General features: G+C 59.0%; 17 protein-coding genes. 15 read left to right on the forward strand and 2 right to left on the reverse strand.

Going from position 1 to position 17,693, the window contains the following annotated elements; all coding sequences use genetic code 11:
* Nucleotides 1-72: 72 nt before the first annotated feature.
* From BJ928_RS31320 to BJ928_RS31335, 4 genes are all read left to right on the forward strand, one after another.
* Nucleotides 73-2,487 (forward strand): TonB-dependent siderophore receptor, encoded by a 2,415-nt coding sequence (locus tag BJ928_RS31320; RefSeq protein WP_052227838.1) that lies wholly within the window; start codon nt 73-75, stop codon nt 2,485-2,487.
* Nucleotides 2,488-2,546: 59 nt separating this feature from the next.
* Nucleotides 2,547-3,437 carry an ABC transporter substrate-binding protein gene (locus BJ928_RS31325; protein ID WP_245432644.1) on the forward strand — a complete coding sequence of 297 codons (891 nt, stop codon included), beginning with the start codon at nt 2,547-2,549 and terminating at the stop codon, nt 3,435-3,437.
* On the forward strand, nt 3,430-5,433 hold the full coding sequence (gene fhuB / locus BJ928_RS31330) for a Fe(3+)-hydroxamate ABC transporter permease FhuB (RefSeq protein ID WP_183079480.1): 2,004 nt from the start codon (nt 3,430-3,432) through the stop codon (nt 5,431-5,433). The genes BJ928_RS31325 and fhuB overlap by 8 nt, the downstream gene beginning before the upstream one ends.
* Nucleotides 5,434-5,721: 288 nt before the next feature.
* On the forward strand, nt 5,722-6,033 hold the full coding sequence (locus tag BJ928_RS31335) for a GNAT family N-acetyltransferase (RefSeq protein ID WP_245432636.1): 312 nt from the start codon (nt 5,722-5,724) through the stop codon (nt 6,031-6,033).
* Nucleotides 6,034-6,897: 864 nt separating this feature from the next.
* Here the strand turns inward: BJ928_RS31335 and BJ928_RS38980 are convergent.
* Nucleotides 6,898-7,185 (reverse strand): hypothetical protein, encoded by a 288-nt coding sequence (locus tag BJ928_RS38980; RefSeq protein WP_183079481.1) that lies wholly within the window; start codon nt 7,183-7,185, stop codon nt 6,898-6,900.
* 273 nt (nt 7,186-7,458) lie between these two features.
* Between BJ928_RS38980 and BJ928_RS31345 the strand changes: the two genes are divergently transcribed.
* Genes BJ928_RS31345 through BJ928_RS31375 form a run of 7 tightly spaced genes read left to right on the forward strand, consistent with a single transcriptional unit; the run spans nt 7,459 to nt 13,459 of the window.
* A complete protein-coding gene (locus tag BJ928_RS31345; protein ID WP_047634195.1) occupies nt 7,459-7,899 on the forward strand; it encodes an acetyl-CoA carboxylase biotin carboxyl carrier protein subunit in 441 nt (146 codons plus the stop codon).
* Nucleotides 7,899-9,290 (forward strand): acetyl-CoA carboxylase biotin carboxylase subunit, encoded by a 1,392-nt coding sequence (locus BJ928_RS31350; protein ID WP_047634196.1) that lies wholly within the window; start codon nt 7,899-7,901, stop codon nt 9,288-9,290. Before BJ928_RS31345 ends, BJ928_RS31350 begins: the two co-directional genes overlap by 1 nt.
* A complete protein-coding gene (locus BJ928_RS31355; RefSeq protein WP_047634197.1) occupies nt 9,287-9,709 on the forward strand; it encodes a hypothetical protein in 423 nt (140 codons plus the stop codon). Before BJ928_RS31350 ends, BJ928_RS31355 begins: the two co-directional genes overlap by 4 nt.
* Complete coding sequence (gene pxpB, locus BJ928_RS31360) at nt 9,709-10,416, forward strand: 5-oxoprolinase subunit PxpB (protein ID WP_047634276.1); 708 nt, start codon at nt 9,709-9,711, stop codon at nt 10,414-10,416. Before BJ928_RS31355 ends, pxpB begins: the two co-directional genes overlap by 1 nt.
* Nucleotides 10,413-11,408: a biotin-dependent carboxyltransferase family protein gene (locus tag BJ928_RS31365; RefSeq protein WP_047634198.1), complete on the forward strand. Its 996-nt coding sequence runs from the start codon at nt 10,413-10,415 to the stop codon at nt 11,406-11,408. The genes pxpB and BJ928_RS31365 overlap by 4 nt, the downstream gene beginning before the upstream one ends.
* Nucleotides 11,409-11,439: 31 nt before the next feature.
* Nucleotides 11,440-12,207, forward strand: a complete 768-nt coding sequence (locus tag BJ928_RS31370) for a 5-oxoprolinase subunit PxpA (RefSeq protein ID WP_047634199.1) — start codon at nt 11,440-11,442, stop codon at nt 12,205-12,207.
* Nucleotides 12,208-12,253: 46 nt separating this feature from the next.
* Nucleotides 12,254-13,459, forward strand: a complete 1,206-nt coding sequence (locus tag BJ928_RS31375) for a pyridoxal phosphate-dependent aminotransferase (protein ID WP_047634200.1) — start codon at nt 12,254-12,256, stop codon at nt 13,457-13,459.
* A 68-nt stretch (nt 13,460-13,527) separates the two neighbouring features.
* Here the strand turns inward: BJ928_RS31375 and nac are convergent, their stop codons facing one another.
* Nucleotides 13,528-14,433, reverse strand: coding sequence for a nitrogen assimilation transcriptional regulator NAC (gene nac, locus BJ928_RS31380; protein ID WP_047634201.1), 906 nt, complete (start codon nt 14,431-14,433; stop codon nt 13,528-13,530).
* A gap of 243 nt (nt 14,434-14,676) precedes the next feature.
* Here nac and BJ928_RS31385 point away from each other — a divergent pair, with 243 nt between their 5' ends.
* The 4 genes from BJ928_RS31385 to BJ928_RS31400 are packed head-to-tail and all read left to right on the forward strand — an operon-like array spanning nt 14,677 to nt 17,682.
* Nucleotides 14,677-15,456 carry an SDR family oxidoreductase gene (locus BJ928_RS31385; protein WP_047634202.1) on the forward strand — a complete coding sequence of 260 codons (780 nt, stop codon included), beginning with the start codon at nt 14,677-14,679 and terminating at the stop codon, nt 15,454-15,456.
* Nucleotides 15,453-16,160, forward strand: coding sequence for an amino acid ABC transporter permease (locus BJ928_RS31390; protein ID WP_047634203.1), 708 nt, complete (start codon nt 15,453-15,455; stop codon nt 16,158-16,160). Before BJ928_RS31385 ends, BJ928_RS31390 begins: the two co-directional genes overlap by 4 nt.
* Entirely contained in the window at nt 16,157-16,915 is a 759-nt protein-coding gene (locus BJ928_RS31395) for an amino acid ABC transporter permease (protein ID WP_047634204.1), read from the forward strand. Before BJ928_RS31390 ends, BJ928_RS31395 begins: the two co-directional genes overlap by 4 nt.
* Nucleotides 16,912-17,682: an amino acid ABC transporter ATP-binding protein gene (locus tag BJ928_RS31400; protein ID WP_047634205.1), complete on the forward strand. Its 771-nt coding sequence runs from the start codon at nt 16,912-16,914 to the stop codon at nt 17,680-17,682. The genes BJ928_RS31395 and BJ928_RS31400 overlap by 4 nt, the downstream gene beginning before the upstream one ends.
* Nucleotides 17,683-17,693 lie beyond the last annotated feature (11 nt).

A 17,693-nucleotide genomic window follows, 5' to 3' on the forward strand; every position in this document is an offset into this window, starting at 1 on the left:
CGATGCGAGCCCCTCGGCACAATCGAATTGGAGTAGCAGGGCATGGGGACCGGGTATCGAAACACAGCATTTATGAAGCAGCTCATCAAGGCGTCGATGACGGCCCTGATGATGACGACGGTGATCGGCGTCAGCCTTTTCACCACGAACGGACAGTCCCTTGCCCAGGCTTCAGCACAGGTCAAGTTTGCGGTACCAGCCGGTCCGCTCAACCAGGCTCTTGCCACGTTTGGGCGGCAGGCTGGCCTGCAGGTTTCCTATCTTGCCTCTATTGCAGCAGGAAAAACCACCAAGGGCTTTTCGGGCAGCGCCAGCGCGCAGCAGGCTATCGCGCAGATATTGAGCGGATCAGGCCTTCGATACTCATTCACCAATTCAACAACGGTTGCGATCGCGGCATCGCCCTCGTCTGCCGACGGGGCCGCGGTTGAGGGTGCGACGCAACTGGCGCCCATTACTGTTCAGGGCGAACAGTCCGCAACCGGACCCGGCGATGGCTTCGTTGCGGAGAACACGCTGGCAGGGTCGAAGACCAGCACGCCTCTCATTGAAACGCCCCAGACGGTGAGTGTCACGACCCGCGCCCAGATCGATGCACAACAGGCAACCAATCTGACGCAGGCGGCCCGCTATATGCCGGGTATTTATTTTGGCGACAATACCGATACCCGCGATGAATACTTCAAGGCGAGAGGATTTACGCTCGATCAATATCAGGATGGTCTCAAACTCCAGACTCAGGGCGCCTGGATCGAGAACAAGATCGATCCGTTCTTTCTTGACCGCATCGATGTTCTCGAAGGTCCGTCATCCGGCCTCTATGGCCAAGTTTCGCCAGGCGGGCTGGTCAATCTGGTGAGCAAGCGGCCGACTGATACGCCCTTTGGCCATATTCAGCTTCAGACGGGTTCTTTCGATCGCGCGCAGGCCGCGTTCGACTTTGGTGGTCCGGTGACAGAAGATGGCGCCCTGCTATACCGCCTGACAGGTCTCGGTCGGACAACCGGAGCGCAGGTCGATGACATGAAGGAGCAGCGTCTTGCCATCGCTCCTGCCTTGACCATCAAGCCCGACGAAGACACGTCGCTGACCATACTCGGCAGCTACCTCAACGATCCCAAAGGTGGCTTTTGGAGTTCCTTGCCTTATTCCGGCACCTTGAACTACAACTCAGCCTTGCCTGGCGGCAAGCTTGCACGCGATTTCAATACCGGGCAGCCGTCCTTCGAGGAATTCAAACGCGAGCGCGAGTCGATCGGATACGAATTTGCACATCGCTTCGACGACGTCTTCACCTTTAGGCAAAACTTCCGCTTTTCGCACGTCAATTCCGTCTATAACGCCCTGCAAGCCTATGACTTTGTAAAGGGAACCTCCATCCTGCAGCGTGATACCTACATGTATCGAGGGCAGGCCAATAGCGTCGGATTGGACAACCAGCTGGAAGCTGATTTCGATACCGGCCCGCTGCAACACAAGGCCCTGTTCGGTCTCGACTATCAGTATCTCAATCGGAACGATTTTTCGCGATATGGTGTCGGACCAAACATCAACGTCCTCAATCCGAACTATGACCTGACGGTTGGAGTGCCGAAGGTCAATCTCAATCGCCAGCAGAGTTTCAATCAGCTCGGCGTCTACGCGCAAGACCAAATCAAGTTCGATCGCTTCCTGCTGACCTTGACGGGTCGCCAGGATCACGCCTGGAGCGATACTCTCAACAAGTTGACGTCGGCGCAGACCGATCAGAGCGATAATGCGTTCACCGGTCGCGTTGGCCTGACCTATCTCTTTGACAATGGTTTGGCGCCCTACGTCAGCTATTCGACGTCCTTTACCCCTTCCACCGGATTGTCCTTTGATGGATCATATCTTGATCCTACGACCGGACAGCAATTTGAAGGTGGCATCAAGTTCAAGCCGGAGGGGTGGAACGCGCTATTTACAGTCGCAGCCTTCGACCTTACCCAGCAGAACGTTCCAACGACAGACCCCCTCCACAGTGGCTTCCAGGTCCAGACCGGCGAGATCCGGTCTCGAGGGGTCGAGCTTTCAGCTGTTGCAAGCCTCACGGATGCTTGGAGCATGCAGGCGTCCTATGCGTATCTTGATCCGAAAGTGACTAAGGACAACAGTGGCCTGGTGGGCAATGAACCGGCGAATGTGCCACGCAATGTCGCCAAGCTGTGGATGGACTACACCGTCCAGTCCGGACCGCTTGCCGGCCTCGGCATCGGGGGTGGGGCGCGCTACATCGGCGAATCCTTTGCCAACACCACCAACACCGCAAAGATACCGGACTATGTTCTGTTCGATGCGGCTGTCCGCTATGACTTCGGTAATTTGGACCAGAAATACAAAGGCCTGACGGCGTCGGTCAACGCCTCCAACCTGTTCGACAAGGTCTATGTTTCGGATTGCTCCAATATCAATTGCCGATGGGGACAGGGTCGGACCGTCTATGCGACGCTTGACTACCGCTGGTAGGGATGTCCGCGTTGATCTCCAGACACTCCTATTGGGACGGGCCTTTGGCCCGTCCCCGCATGACACGAAGGGCCTTCCTGTCTGGCGTTGCAAGCCTTTACGCATGTCATGTCGCAGCGGCAGAAGAGTTTGAGCAAACTGGGACCACATCTGAGCGCATTGCTGTCCTCGATTGGGGGCTTGCCGCCACTCTGCTTGCACTTAGGATCGTCCCTGTGGGAGTGCCGGCAGTTGCTTATTACATGCGCAATGTTGTCACACCGGCAATGCCTGAAGGTGTCGTCGATGTCGGCCTGTTATTCACGCCGAACTACGAACTTCTCTATGAACTTCGTGCCGACCGCATCCTGATCCCGCCAGAGCTAGAAGTCGCACGCCCGCAACTGGAGCGTATCTGCACGGTTTCGTCCTTCGCGTTGCGCGATGGCACTGGCTTTTCGCTGGACGCGGCATCAACGACGACGCAGGGCATGGCCACAGAACTGAGACAAAGCGAACGCGCAAAGGCGCTCATCTCGTCGACATCGCAATCAATTTTACAGGCGAAAGAGAGGCTCTCTTCCCATGCCGGGCGCTCCATTCTCCTGATAGGTTTCGTTGATGACAGGCACGTTGCAATCTTTGCTCGCGGAAGCCTTTACGACGACGTGCTGCATCGTCTCGGGCTGGTCAATGCGTGGCGGGCGCCTGTGGGATTTTCAGGCAGGACCATTGTCGGCATCGAGCGACTTGCTGTCTTTTCCGACATCGACGTCATCGTGATCACGACTGGTGGAAGAGGGGTGCCCAAAACGACGGAGGGCATGCGGTTCTGGCAGGCCTTGCCGTTTGTTATAGGGCAGCGGGTGAAGGAAATCGCTTCCGTCTACGATCAGGGCGGCCTGCCGTCGATCAGTCGCTTTGCAACGCTGCTGTCAATCGCGCTTGTGGAGGACCATGATCGTGATTAGCAAAATCGCAGCGGCCGACAAGCAGACGCAATCTGTGCGTTCGCTTGCAATCATCTTGGTGCTTGCAATCATAGCGTTTGCATTATGCCTTAGCAACCTCTCGCATCTTCTGCCGCCCGATGAATGGTCGACTGCGCTGTTTCACCCAAGCGACACGGATATCGCTCAATTGGTTGCGCACGAAACCTTCTTTCCGCGGCTTGTGATGAGCCTCTTGGCCGGCGCGGGCTTGGCCGTTGTCGGCGCGCTTTTGCAGCATGTGCTAAGTAATCCGCTTGCGGACGCTGCGACGCTCGGGATTACGGGGGGAGCCTATGTTGTCGTGGTCGCAACGACGTTCTGGCTGCCGTCAACCTTCCTTTTCTCGACAGAAACCGCAGCGCTTCTCGGCGGATGCGGGGCTGCTGTTCTCGTTATCGGCATTGCCTGGCGGCGCCGGCTTGAGCCCCTCGCCGTTATTCTCGCCGGGCTCGTGGTTGGCCTCTATGCCTCGACCCTGGCAAGCACGATGATCCTTTTTCATGGCGGCGTGCGCAACGTCTTCATCTGGGCGGCCGGTTCGCTCAACGTCCAGGGTTGGCATCGCGTCGTCGAGATCATGCCCGGACTTGCCATCGCGCTTGTTCTGCTGATCTTGCTTCGAAGGCCGCTCGTGCTTCTCTCGTTGAATGACGAGGGAGCAAAAAGCCTCGGGTTGCCGCTATCGCTCGTGCGTTTTCTCATCCTTATCATTGCGATCGTTGTTGCCGCCCAAATCGTAAGCACCGTAGGGCCGATTAGTTTCATTGGCCTCATCGCTCCGGCACTCGCGCGTCTTTCCAATACCAGAACCGTCGGGCGGCAATTGTCTTTGTCTGCACTAATGGGCGCGATGCTCCTATGGCTTGTAGATCAGTCTGTGCAGGCGATTTCGACAGCGCGCGAAATTCCCACGGGCGCTGCCGTGGCGCTCATCGGCTCCCCGATCTTGCTGGTATTGTTGCCGAAAATGCGATCGGCTGGCTGGGCGACGGAGGTGAGATCTGCGCGTGCCCCGGAATCCAGGAAGAGGTTCGGTCCGTTCTTTTTTTCAATTGCCTGCCTGATCCTGCTCGTCTCATGGCTATCACTATCGCTCGGCTTAGCTCTTAAGGGGTGGCATTGGAGCCACGGACAAGAATTGGTCGACTTGTCTTATTGGCGCGGGCCACGGCTGATCGCAGCATTTTGCGGTGGGGCCGCGATCGCTCTTGCTGGCGCTATCATGCAACGCGTAACAGGCAATGCAATGGCAAGTCCGGAGGTCCTTGGGGTTAGCACCGGAGCGGCACTCGGGGTGATCATCATGTTGCTTTGTGGCTTTGGCCTCGACCGTGTCACGCAGACCGGCGGCGCCTTCGCCGGGGCGTTCTTCACGATGGCAACGCTTCTCCTCCTGTCGCGCCGATCGAGCTTCTCGCCCGATCGCATGATCTATGTCGGCATCGCGCTCACCACGCTCTTCAGTGGCTTGGTTTCGGTCCTGATGGGGACCGGCGACCCGCGCATGGCTATATTGTTCCGCTGGTTATCGGGTTCGACCTGGCTCGCGCAGCCGATCGACGCAGCCATTATGGCAGCCATCCTCGTGACTGCAGCGCTTTCTTTGCCCTTCATGCTGCGCTGGCTCAATATCCTGCCGCTTGGTGCATCATCGGCGGGGCAGCTCGGTGTCGATCTCGACAAGAGCCGCTTCTGCCTTCTTCTCGTGATTGCATTGCTCGCTGGGGCGTCGACCCTGATCGTCGGCCCGATGAGCTTCGTCGGTGTTATTGCCCCGCATGCTGCCCGTATGCTGGGGCAGGTGAGAACCGCAGCTCAGCTGACAGCGGCCGCTCTAATCGGCGGCCTGATAATGATGAGTGCCGATTGGTTGGGGAGAGTTGTCTTGTTTCCGGATCAAATGCCCGCCGGCCTTTTGGCAGCATTGATCGGTGGTCCGTATTTTCTGTGGCTGATGCAACGACGGCCCAATTGAATGATTTACTCGCCTAGATTCAGATAAAGTCTGCCATGAAACCCTGGATGCCCGATATCTTAATGTGGGGTCGGGACAAGAACAGCGTAAAATCCCGCGCTAGGATCTCATATAATGTGAACCTCACGCGGCCCGCAGCAGACTTCTGGGGAGCCGTAGAGATCTGAAGCCTTCTGGCATTAATAACTCCAACTGAATCCCGTCAAAAGTGACCTCTCAAGTGTGGCGGCAAATTCGTGTGTTTGTTACATCGCCCACATAGGGGGAAAGGGCTGAATGGAGACTGGAATGCCCGTGTTGGAAATGAAGTCTGACGCCAGCGAAGATGACCGCAAGGCAATCGCGATCCCCCTGCTTGCCTTCAATGATTCAAAGGCGGGACAAGATGGTTACAAGCCGCTCGCAATTTTACTGCGCGATGATGCGGGCGAAATCCAAGGTGGCCCATGGGCCAAATACTATTATAATTGGCTGTTCGTTGGGTTGCTGTTTGTGCCCGAAGCTATGAGGGGCCAGCAATTGGGAGCAAAGCTTCTGGCTCAGGCGGAGCAAATGGGCCAAAGAAGAAAATTGCGTCGGGATTTGGCTCGATACCTTTAGCTTTCAGGCTCCAGGCTTCTATGAAAAGCAGAGATACTCTGTGTTCGGAACGCTGGAACGCTATCCTGCCGATATAAAAAGAGTATTCTTGCGAAAATTGTTGTGACCTTCCATGTAAAGTCCGTTCTTGCGCCGCTTCCCGCGTTCGCTGGAAAATGCCAAACGCGGACATCGGCGCGCTCGTGATCGATCATATAGTCTGGACCGGAATGCGTGGCGACGTCACAATCGCGTCTTTCAAAGTTTCGCGTGCTTAACCTTCTGCCGCAATGAGGCCGGCAAGCGGCGGGTTGGTCCTGCTGCGGACGGCGAGCCGATCGCCGAGGCGGTGATAGAAAGACAGACCGAGCTTTTGGCACGTCTTCATGAGATCGGCATACTGTCATGAGTACCCGGCCATCCTGGCTCATTGGCCGCCGGAGATTATTCGCTTGGTGACGAAGCTCCGCAAATCGCTCTCGGACGCCTGAGTGCGCAGTGATTTCCGGCGGCTGCCCGAGCACGCGCAGTAGTTCAGCATTCCGACGGTGCGGCCGCATGAGCGATGCGTCGAGCGCGTCTTAACCGGTGCGCAGCGTAAAGATGTCGAACGCCGTCGGAAGGCCGGAATTGCTTGCGGGGAGGGCTTCGGCTTCCAGGCCTTCAGCGCCTTGTAAGATTGCCAGACGCGAAATCGAACCGGAGCGACCGATAGCGCCTCTTTCGCTCTTGCCGGTATCAGCTTCTGTAACAGCCGCTCGCAATAGACCCAACATCGGGCGTGATTGTTGATCCTGAACTGACCAGCATCTTCAGAGACAATCACTATGTCGCCGACAAGACCATGATGGCGGATATTCCCGGAGGCCGGCTTCGACCGGCAAATCAACTTCTTGCCTGTCGAAGGTCTCGGCACCCTTGCTCTCGCCAGGTGCTCCAAATCGGCACCTCGTTACATAAACGTTGCGGTTCAAAATGAACACAGTGCGGCTGCAAGACCTGGATCGGGACGACGGCCGTCCAGACAATCAAATTGACATTATTGAGGATGTAATCTCGATAATTGCCGCGTGGCAAGAACAGGAAGTTCAGCCGCGACTTCGACCTCACGGTGCGGAAGACCGTAAAATGCGCATCGCCGATCTGGGTGGCAAAAAGAGTTGGAATGAGCATGGCGAGCACCGGTGTCGTCGACGGTGATGATAACTTCAAGAGCCTACTTAATGCCTTCCCCTGGGTGGACCCTTAATCCCATCGCACGCGAATCGAAGGTTCATGTGGGATAGGTTGTTGGGGATACCTTGCGGATGGCCATCGCGACCTTGGATGTTAGCGTCATCAAAAGTTCCTCTGACCCCATCGTGCGTGCCATCGTGTAGGGAGGAAGGCAGCCAAACGCCGTCATCGTTCGATTGCGGGAGGTGTTCCCAAATACCGAGCTCCCGTATGGACCTTTCGAAGATAAAAACACTGATCGATTTCGTTGGACGATCCAACGTTACTGAGCTCACGGTAACGGAAAAGGACGTTAGTGTGCGGATTTTCCGCGCAGCCCATCCGGCTGTTCCCATCGCCCCGGCGCAAGTGTCTACAGGCACGACGAGCAGCCGTGCGCAAGATGACCGCGATGCCTCGGGAGTGGCGCAGGCCATGACCGTAACCGTGAAGGCGCCGATCTTCGGCATCCTGCATAGAGCGCCGGCGCCGGGGCAGGAGCCTTTCGTCAAGATCGGTGACATGGTGGAGGAGGGGCAGACCCTTTTCATCATCGAAGCCATGAAGGTTTTCAACAAGATCGCAGCGCCGCGAGCCGGCCGCATCAAGCAGCTTACCGACGTGGATGGCGGCGAAGTCGAGACGGGTGCCATGCTCGCGGAGATCGCGTGATGGCGGACCCTGTCAATGAGGTTTATCTGGCCGATCGACGGTTCGACAGGGTGCTGATTGCCAATCGCGGCGAGATTGCCGAGCGAATTCAGCGCGCCTGCCGCGAGCTTGGCTTGAAGACGGTCGCGATCTGCTCCGAGGCGGACAGGCAGGCATCTTATGGCAAGACGGCGGACAGCTTCCTATGCATCGGTCCTTCGAATGCCGCGGGCAGTTATCTCAATCAGGATGCGATCCTCCTGGCAGCGCATCTGATCGGAGCCGGTGCGATTCATCCGGGCTATGGGTTTCTGTCGGAGAACGCCGCATTTTCCGAGGCGGTCGAGAAAGCCGGGATCGCATTCATCGGGCCTGAGGCCCCTTCGATCGCGACCATGGGCGACAAGATAGCGGCAAAGCGGGCGATGATCCTTGCAGGCGTGCCGTGCGTTCCCGGCCCCGACACGGCCCTTCCGGACGATACGGCTTCGGTCGAGCGGATCGCGCGAGAGATCGGCTATCCCGTCATCATCAAGGCCGCGGGCGGCGGCGGCGGACGAGGGATGCGGGTTGTTCACGAGGCTGAGCAACTGCATCAGGCCATTGCCCTGACACGGGAGGAGGCCCGCCAGGCTTTCGGTTCTGCCGCACTTTATGTGGAGAAGTTCCTCCAGCATCCGCGTCATATCGAAATTCAGGTACTCTGCGATATCCATGACAATGCCGTCTGGCTCGGGCATCGCGACTGCTCGATGCAGCGCCGGCATCAGAAGGTGGTGGAAGAGGCGCCGGCTCCCGGAATTTCTGCGGACATGATCGGGCCGGTCGGTCTGGCCTGCGTCGAAGCTTGCCGGCAGATCGGCTATCGCGGTGTCGGGACCTTCGAGTTCCTCTATGAAAATGGAGCTTTCTATTTCATCGAAATGAATACGCGCCTGCAGGTCGAGCATCCCGTCACCGAGATGACCAGCGGGATCGATATCGTTCGCGCCCAGATAATGGTCGCTCAGGGTCTTCCCCTCGAAATGCGGCAGGATGAGGTGGAGTGTGCTGGGCATTCGTTCGAATGTCGGATCAATGCCGAAGATCCTGAAAGCTTTCTGCCTTCGGCGGGCATGATCTCCGATTTGGCTCTGCCGGAAGGGCAGGGTATCCGCGTCGACACTCATATCCATGCCGGCTATAGGGTCTCGCCCTATTATGACTCGCTGATTGCCAAGCTGATCGTCCATGCACCGACTCGGGCGGATGCGATGGCGAAGATGCGCGAGGCGCTTTCCGCCACTCGAATAGAGGGGATTTCCACCAACCTACCATTGCTGAGGGCCTTGTTCGAGGATGAGGGTTTTGCTCGTGGGGAGACTGATATCCATTATCTGGAGCAATGGCTTCGGCAGAGGAGGGGGCAATGAGCAGGGTCGACTTCAGCGATCCCTCGACCATCGCGGCCCTGGCCGATGCGCTGACCGTGGCAGGCGTCGAGGGCATGGAAATCTCCTGGCCCGCCGGCAATCTGCGCATCGTGGTTTCGAAGGAGGCGGGTACCCAAGTCAGCATGATGGGAAACGCGCAGCCAGGTCCGGCTGCGTTGGCAGCGGCGGTCAAAGCGCCGTTGGCAGGCCACTTCTATCCATTACAGCCCTCTGATTGCAACGGAGCCGAGCGTCTGCCTCGCACGGTCTCAAGCCAGGACGTGATCGGTTTCATCCGCGTCGGTTTTGTCCTGCTTCCCACTCCCGCCGGCAAGGCCGGTTTGCTGACCAGGCAACTGGTGGAACCCGAAGCCCTGGTCGGATTCGGCGACCCGCTGTTCGAGATAGAGCCGCTATGATGATTGCCACGTCGAACACTATCACCTCGTCGGGCAAAATCGCTGTCGTCACTAAGGGCAGGGCACGGATTTCCTGCATCGGCACCCGGTCTTTCCTGCTCGAGGCACCGGGCGAATTCGATCTGCCCGCGCAGCGGTGGATCTGGGCTTTGGCGCAGACGGTAAGGGGGTGGGCCGATATAGCGGAAGTGATCCCCGGAATGACCAATCTTCTGGCGATCTTAAAGGAGACGCCCGAAGACCCCGAGTTGATCACGATCCGGCTTCTAGAGGCATGGAACAGTGCCGAGAGCCTCGATCTCGCGGGGAAGACCATCGAGATCCCGGTTCACTATGGCGGCGCTCATGCAATCGATCTTCCCGCCATCTGCGATTTCTGCGGCTTGAGCGACCGCGAGGTCGTGCGCCTGCATCACGAGGCGAGCTACCGCGTCTTCGCCTTGGGCAGTGCTCCCGGCTTCGGCTATCTGCACGGGCTCGACCCGCGCATCTATATGCCGCGCAAGACCGTGCCGTCGCTCAGGATGGAGAAGGGCAGCGTGACGATCGGCGGAATGCAGACAGGCGTTGCGATGCTGACAGGGCCGAACGGGTGGAATTCCCTCGGCCACGCAGAGCTGCAGATGTTCGATCCCACTTCGGCGACGCCGGCTTTGATGATGCCCGGGGATATCGTCCGCTTTCTGCCGGCAAGGATCGAGCTATGATCGAGATCATTGAAACCGGCCCGTTCAACACGATCCAGGATTTCGGCCGCCCCGGCTATCGCGACATCGGCGTCACAGCCAGCGGCGCGATGGACCCTCTTGCGGTGAAGGTCGGCAATATCCTCGTTGGCAACGACGACGATGCGGCCGCGATAGAGGTTCAGACCTTTCCGTTCAAACTGCTGTTCGTGACGGGCGGCGTCTTTGCGGTCACGGGTGCAGACGGCTGCCCGACATTGGATGGCCGGGAACTGCTTGCCTGGTGCGTCCATCGCGCCGAACCGGGTCAGATCCTCCAATTGAGACAGCCGCCGACATTGGCGCGCGCCTATCTCCTGTTTGCCGGCGGACTGGATGTGCCGGTTCTCATGGGCTCGCGAAGCACGTCGCTGCGCGGCGGCTTCGGCGGAAATGCCGGCCGGCCGCTCATCAACGGCGACAGGATTGAATTCGGCCAGTCTTGGGATGCACTTACCTTGCCGGCAAGCGGCATTGCGGTCATCGAGCCGGCTGTCGCTTTGCGTGATGTCTTCCCGGCTCCCATCGACGGCGCATTGCCGATCCGTGCGATACAGGCCGGCGAGCATGAGTTGTTCGCCGGGGATGGTAAGGCCTTCTGGAACCAGACCTGGAGGATATCGTCGAGCAGCGACCGCACCGGTTATCGCCTGTCCGGCGAACCGATCAAAGCAAAGGCGACGGTCGAGATGCGCTCGCATGGCGTTGTGCCCGGCGTGATCCAGGTTCCGCCAGCCGGCGAGCCGATCATTCAGATGAGCGATGCCAATACCGCGGGTGGCTATCCGAAAATTGCCGGCGTCATCGAGTGCGATCTGTGGCGGCTTGGCCAGGCGCGTATCGGCACCCGGCTTCGCTTCGTCCGCTCGACACATGCCGAGGCGCGCGCGGTCGAACGGGCCGTGGCCCGCTACGTCGAGGACGTCAGGCGGACGTCGCAAATGGTCAAGCGTGCCTTGAAGGCGATGGCCTGATCAGAATGGCGGGGACGAAGAGGAGGAAGCGGTGAAGATCGATCTGAATTCCGACATGGGCGAAGGCTTTGGCCCCTATCGGCTATGCGATGACGAAGCGATGATGAAGATCGTGTCGTCGGCCAACATCGCCTGCGGCTTTCATGGCGGTGACCCGGAGACGATGGCGCGCATGGTGCGTCTCGCGAAGGAGAACGGCGTGGGTATCGGCGCGCATCCAGGCTTGCCGGACCGGTCCGGCTTCGGCCGGCGCGAGATGCCGTTCCAGCCGGACGAGCTTCGGCAGCAGATGCTTTATCAGCTCGGCGCGCTCATCGCGATCGCCCGGAGCGAGGGCATGACTGTCGGACATTTCAGCTTTCATGCGGCCATGGGCAATATGGTCAACCGCGATGCAGCGCTTGCCGATCTGATGATGAATGCCATTTCTACCGTCGATCCGCGTCTGGTCGTCTTCGTGACATCGGGCAGTGAAATCGAAAAGGCGGCAAGGCGCGCGAAACTGAAGACGCTGGCGCTGTTTCTGGCCGATCGTGCCTATGATGCCGACGGCAGGCTCGTCACCCGCGGTCTGCCGGGCGCGCTGGTCAAGGACGAGGTTGCGGTCCGCAAACGGGTGCGTCGCTTTCTGACGGATGGGACCGTCGAGGCGATCGATGGCAGCACGCTTGAAATGCCAGCCCGATCCATCCTCGTTCACAGCGATACGCCCGGTTCACTTGAGCTTGCCCGCATCGTCCGCAGCGAAATCGAGGCTTCCGGCGCGACGCTAGCGCCTGCAACCGAGCTTGCATCCTGATCGCTTCTAGCCGTCAAGTTTTCAATTTCAGCGAAAGATCACATCAATGCCTTCGACAGCTGACCGTCTCAAAAATGTTTCCATCTCCGCCTCCGCCGCCATGACCCAACGCGCCCGCGAACTGGCCGCCAAGGGCATCAAGGTTGTGAGCCTCTCCTCCGGGGAGCCGGATTTCCCGACCCCCGCCCATGCGATCGAGGCAGCACATGCCGCCGCACTTGGCGGCGACACCAAATATCCGCCGATGGATGGCACGCCAGCGCTGAAGGCGGCGATCAGCCGAAAATTCAAGCGTGACAACAATCTCGACTACGATGCAGGCCAGATCGTCGTTTCCGGCGGCGGCAAGCAGGTGATCTTCAATGCGATGCTCGCCACCTGCAATCCGGGCGACGAGGTCATCATTCCCACGCCGTCGTGGGTCAGCTACGCCGACATCGTCAAGTTTGCCGGCGGTGTTCCGGTCGCTGTCCCCTGCTTCGAGCAGGCCGGGTTCAAGTTGCGTCCGGAGGACCTCGAGGCGGCGATCACGCCGCGCACCAAATGGCTTCTCCTGAATTTCCCGAACAATCCGACGGGTGCCGCCTGCTCGCGTGCCGAAATGGCCGCGATCGCCGAGGTCATGCTGCGCCATCCGGATGTCTGGATACTTACCGACGATATCTACGAGCACCTCGTTTATGACGGGTTCGAATTCTGCACGATCGCCGATGCCGAACCAAGGCTCTACGAGCGGGTCCTGACGATGAACGGCGTCTCGAAAGCCTATGCCATGACCGGCTGGCGCCTGGGATATTGCGCCAGCGGATCGAAGGAATTGATTGCCGCGATCAGCAACGTCAACGGCCAGAACAGCGGCGGCATCGCAACCGTCACGCAGGCAGCGGCGATCGCAGCGCTGGACGGACCGCAGTATCTCCTGGCCGAACGGGCGGCGATCTATAGGGAAAGACGCGACTTCGTGCTCGATCAACTGTCAAAGGTCGAAGGGCTGCGCTGCCACAAGCCGGAAGGCGCCTTCTACATCTATCCCAACATGTCCGGCTTGATCGGCAAGACCACCAAGGGCGGACGCAAGATCGAGACGGACGTCGATTTCGTCATGGCGCTGGTCGATGAGCACCATGTCGCGACGGTGCAGGGCTCCGCTTACGGTATGAGCCCATATTTCCGCATCTCCTATGCGACAAGCATGGAAAAGCTTGGCGAGGGCTGTGTCCGTATTGCCGAGTTCTGCCGCGATATGCGCTGAGCGTTCATCCCGCCGCGCGCGCGGCCTGGCTTTCGGGGTCGCAGGCCATTGGCGTCTGCCTCCAAGCTTTAGACCTTCAACTGCTCGGTCAGCTCGACGAGGATGTCCTTGACGGCAAATGCGGGCTCCGACAGCGAGTTCTGATCGGACGTGCAAAGCGACAGCGTTTCCTCGATGCGCGGCGAGATCAGCCGGCAGACGAGAGGTTCGCTCGATTCCGAGACGATACGGTCGGCAATCGCTTTCGGCATGATGGTCGCGCCAAGCCCGCTGCCGACGGCGCGTGCCAGCGTTCGCACGATCTCCACTTCGGCCACGACTTTGAGATTGATGCGGCTGCGCGAGAAGGCGGCATCGACGGCCCGGCGCACGAAATTGTAAGCCGGCGGCAACAGCATCGGCATCCCATCAAGTGCGCTGACAGGTACGGGCTTCAGGTCTGGATCGATCGCGAAATTGCGATGAGCAACGAGGTAGAATTCCTCCCTCAGGATCGGCTCGAACCGCACGCCCTTGATCGGCCCCGTGCCGTGGATCAACGCCATTTCCAGTCGGCCGGTCATGATCATCTGGCTATAGGTCTGACCAACGCTCTCCGTCAGATGAAGCAGAATGCCCGGATGTCTCTTGCGTGTTTCGGCCAGGAGATCGACCGAAAGTGTGGCGGCGCTGCTGAAGGGCACGAGGCCGACCGAGACGCGTCCGGCAAGCGAATTGCCGGCGGCTGCCGCATCCGCCTGCGCCTGTTCCATCTGGCGCAGGATGATCTGCGCATGCCGATAGACGGCGTGTCCTGCGTCGGTCATGCTGACGCCCTGCTGGCTTCGGATCAGGAGCTTCTGGCCGAAATGTTCCTCGAGTGCGGCCAATTGCTGGCTCAGAGCCGGCTGGGCGAGATGCAGGATATCGGCGGCTCGCGTAATGCTGCCGCTGTCGACGATGGCAATGAAGGATTTGAAGCGTCTGATATCCATGGCATCGATTACTGTTCTGTCTTGGCGAGACATGTTTGCAGACGCGCATCTGTTTTGCAACGCGCGCCGATGTGGGAACGCCATGCGGATCGCTGCAAAAGTGGCGCGATGCCCCTCGGCCGAGGCCGGTTCGCTTGCAGTCGGCCCATCTCCATAAAACTTGCTTATTACTCCAAAAGTAATCGGTCTTAGGCAAGGAGTTGAAGCTCCGCTAATGTCCACACCAACAAAAAGGGGATCAGAATGCCATTCTCCGATTATAAAACCGCGCTGGTCACAGGCGCTTCCTCCGGTATCGGCGCCGCGGTGGTGGAGCGGCTTTGCCGCGAGGGTATCGAGGTGCATGCGATCGCTCGCAGCGCCGGTGCCCTGCAGGAACTGGCCGAGCGCACGGGATGCATCGTCCACGTCATCGATGTGACGGATCGTGCCGCAATCGCCGATCTTGCGAACCGGGTTCAGTTCGACATTTTGGTCAACAATGCTGGCGTCGACCGGCCGAAGAAATTCCTTCAGGCTGATGAAGAAGACATCGATCTCCTCATCGATGTCAATCTTCGCGCTGTGCTGCACATCTGCCGTCTGGTCGTGCCGGGAATGGTTGCTCGCGACCGCGGGCATGTCGTCAACATCTCCTCGATTGCCGGCAATTACAATTTCGGCGGCAATTCCACCTATCATGCCGTCAAGGCCGGCGTCGCCATGCTGTCGAACCAGCTGCGCATCGACGCATTCGGCAAGCGGGTCCGCGTCACCGAAATCTGCCCCGGCCGCGTCGCGACCGATATCTTCAACCACGTTCATGGCGACGACCCCAGCGTGCGCGAGCGCTTCATCGACGGGTTCGAGCTGCCGCAGGCGGCCGATATCGCCGATGCGATCGCCTTTGCGATTTCAGCGCCGGTCGCAGTCAATATCGGTCATATGGAGATCACCCCGACATTGCAGGTGATGGGTGGCCTGCAGACGGCAAAGCCCGAGACATCTGCCGCCATCTATGATGCGGAAGGTGCCAAGCAGTGAGCGGGTTCGACCTGTCGGCCATCCTCAGAAATCCGGACTACGTTGCGATGCTCTTGCAGGGCGTCGAGATGACCTTCGTCATCTATATCTGCTCCTGGTTCCTTGCGATGACGCTGGCCATCCTGCTTTTTGCCCTGCGGGTCTCGCCGCTTCGCATCGGCGAGCCGATCGTGAAGGCCTACGTCTCCTATCACCGCAACGTGCCGACGCTGGTGCAGCTGATGTTCTGGTATTTCGGGATCTATACGCTGATGCCGCAAGGCGTCACCGACTGGCTTGCCGATCACAATGCCGAGGCGATCTTTGCCATCATAGGTCTTGGGTTGTGCCAGGCCGCCTATTTCAGCGAGGATTTGCGCTCAGGCCTGCGGTCAGTCAGCCCAGGACAAATGGAAGCCGCCAAGGCGCTCGGGCATGGCTACATCTCGGCCATGCGTTTTGTCATCATGCCCCAGGGCGTGCGCAATGCCCTGCCGCCGCTCATCAATCACAGCGTCTCCCTCTTCAAGAACAGCAGTCTCGCGATCGTCGTAGGTGCATCTGAACTTACGCATGCCGTCAAGGAAATCGACAATGTCAGTTTCCGCACTTTCGAGATCTATCTGATCGGCACGGTCATCTATCTGTTCTTCTCCCTCATCATCATGGCTTTCGGCGCCTATATCTCCCAGCGCAGCGATCCGTTGCGGAAGGCGCGCGCATGATCCAGGACATCATCAAGATCGTCCACGATTATTGGCTGCTGCTGCTGATCGGCCAGTATCCCAATGGCCCGCTGGGCGGCCTTGCCAATACGCTTATCCTTTCAGCGCTTGCCATCGCGCTCGCATTCCCTGTCAGCATATTGCTTGCTATGGCCCGCCTCTCCAAATGGGCGGTGCTCAGATGGCCGGCAACCGGCCTCGTCTACATCACGCGTGGCGTTCCGCTTCTGATGCTGATCCTGTGGTGCTATTTCATCGTTCCGCTGTGGACGGGGGCGGATGTCCCGAGCTTCCTTATCATGCTGGTCACGCTTGTGATCTACGAGGGCGCGTTCTTGAGCGAGGTCGTGCGGGCCGGCATCGTTTCGCTCGGGCAAGGGCAGATGGATGCCGCAAGAGCGCTTGGCCACAGTTACATCGGCGCGATGCGCTTCGTGATCCTGCCGCAGGCGCTCTACAACATGATCCCGAGCATGATCTCGACCTTCGTCTCGACGATCAAGGACACGACGCTTGGCTACATCATCAACGTGCCCGATCTGACTTTCGCGGCAAGCCAGGTGAACAACCAGCTGCTGTCGCAACCCTTCCAAGTCTTCTTCATCCTCGCCGTTGTCTACTATGTGCTCTGCTGGAGCCTGACCCATGTCGCAAACAGCGTCGAACGGCGAATTGCCCGACGGCGAGCCGGGCCACGGAAGATACGCCTGCGTAGCGATGTCGTTCCCTTAAAAGCATTCACGGAGCAGCTATGAGCACCCCAGTTTCCGCACCGCAGGACGGCGCTCGAGAGATCCGTCTTCACGAGGTCTGCAAAAGCTATGGCCATTACCAGGTATTGAACAACATCAACGCCGATGTCAGCCGCGGCGAAGTCGTCGTCATTTGCGGACCGTCCGGCTCCGGCAAGTCGACGCTGATCCGCACGATCAACCGCCTGGAAGAGATCAATAGCGGTTCGATAGACTTCGAGGGAAAAAATATTCATGCCGCGATGGGTGCTGCCGAGCTCAATCGGCTGCGCAGCCGCATCGGTTTCGTCTTTCAGAATTTCAACCTGTTTCCTCATCTCTCCGTGGTCGACAACGTTTCCATGTCGCCGATCCGGGTCAAGGGCGTGCCGGCGAAAGTGGCGCGCGACAAGGCGCTCGCATTGCTGGATCGCGTTGGTCTTGCCGACAAGGCCAACGCCTATCCGGGCCAGCTTTCAGGCGGCCAGCAGCAGCGCGTCGCCATTGCCCGCGCACTCGCAATGGAGCCGCCGGTCATGCTTTTCGACGAGCCGACGAGTGCGCTTGATCCCGAGATGGTCGGCGAAGTGTTGAGTGTTATGAAAAGCCTGGCGGCCGAGGGGATGACCATGCTCTGCGTCACCCATGAAATGGGCTTTGCTCGCGACGTGGCAGATCGGATCTGGTTCATCGATGCCGGAGAGATCCTGGAGACCGCGCCTCCCGAGGAGTTCTTCAAGAGCCCTCGCCATCCCAGGGCGCAGCGCTTTCTTTCGGATCTGCGCCATTAGGCATCTGAAAT

This window comes from Rhizobium sp. WW_1, from assembly GCF_003610155.1.
GTDB lineage: Bacteria > Pseudomonadota > Alphaproteobacteria > Rhizobiales > Rhizobiaceae > Rhizobium > Rhizobium tropici_A.

Coding starts and splice junctions, on each gene's coding strand:
- BJ928_RS31365 (WP_047634198.1), top strand. CDS start 10,413: ATGATCGAGATCATTGAAACCGGCCCGTTCAACACGATCCAGGATTTC.
- BJ928_RS31335 (WP_245432636.1), top strand. CDS start 5,722: ATGCCCGTGTTGGAAATGAAGTCTGACGCCAGCGAAGATGACCGCAAG.
- BJ928_RS31355 (WP_047634197.1), top strand. CDS start 9,287: ATGAGCAGGGTCGACTTCAGCGATCCCTCGACCATCGCGGCCCTGGCC.
- BJ928_RS38980 (WP_183079481.1), bottom strand. CDS start 7,185: ATGCTCATTCCAACTCTTTTTGCCACCCAGATCGGCGATGCGCATTTT.
- BJ928_RS31375 (WP_047634200.1), top strand. CDS start 12,254: ATGCCTTCGACAGCTGACCGTCTCAAAAATGTTTCCATCTCCGCCTCC.
- pxpB (WP_047634276.1), top strand. CDS start 9,709: ATGATTGCCACGTCGAACACTATCACCTCGTCGGGCAAAATCGCTGTC.
- BJ928_RS31385 (WP_047634202.1), top strand. CDS start 14,677: ATGCCATTCTCCGATTATAAAACCGCGCTGGTCACAGGCGCTTCCTCC.
- BJ928_RS31325 (WP_245432644.1), top strand. CDS start 2,547: ATGACACGAAGGGCCTTCCTGTCTGGCGTTGCAAGCCTTTACGCATGT.
- nac (WP_047634201.1), bottom strand. CDS start 14,433: ATGGATATCAGACGCTTCAAATCCTTCATTGCCATCGTCGACAGCGGC.
- BJ928_RS31350 (WP_047634196.1), top strand. CDS start 7,899: ATGGCGGACCCTGTCAATGAGGTTTATCTGGCCGATCGACGGTTCGAC.
- BJ928_RS31345 (WP_047634195.1), top strand. CDS start 7,459: ATGGACCTTTCGAAGATAAAAACACTGATCGATTTCGTTGGACGATCC.
- BJ928_RS31395 (WP_047634204.1), top strand. CDS start 16,157: ATGATCCAGGACATCATCAAGATCGTCCACGATTATTGGCTGCTGCTG.
- BJ928_RS31400 (WP_047634205.1), top strand. CDS start 16,912: ATGAGCACCCCAGTTTCCGCACCGCAGGACGGCGCTCGAGAGATCCGT.
- BJ928_RS31320 (WP_052227838.1), top strand. CDS start 73: ATGAAGCAGCTCATCAAGGCGTCGATGACGGCCCTGATGATGACGACG.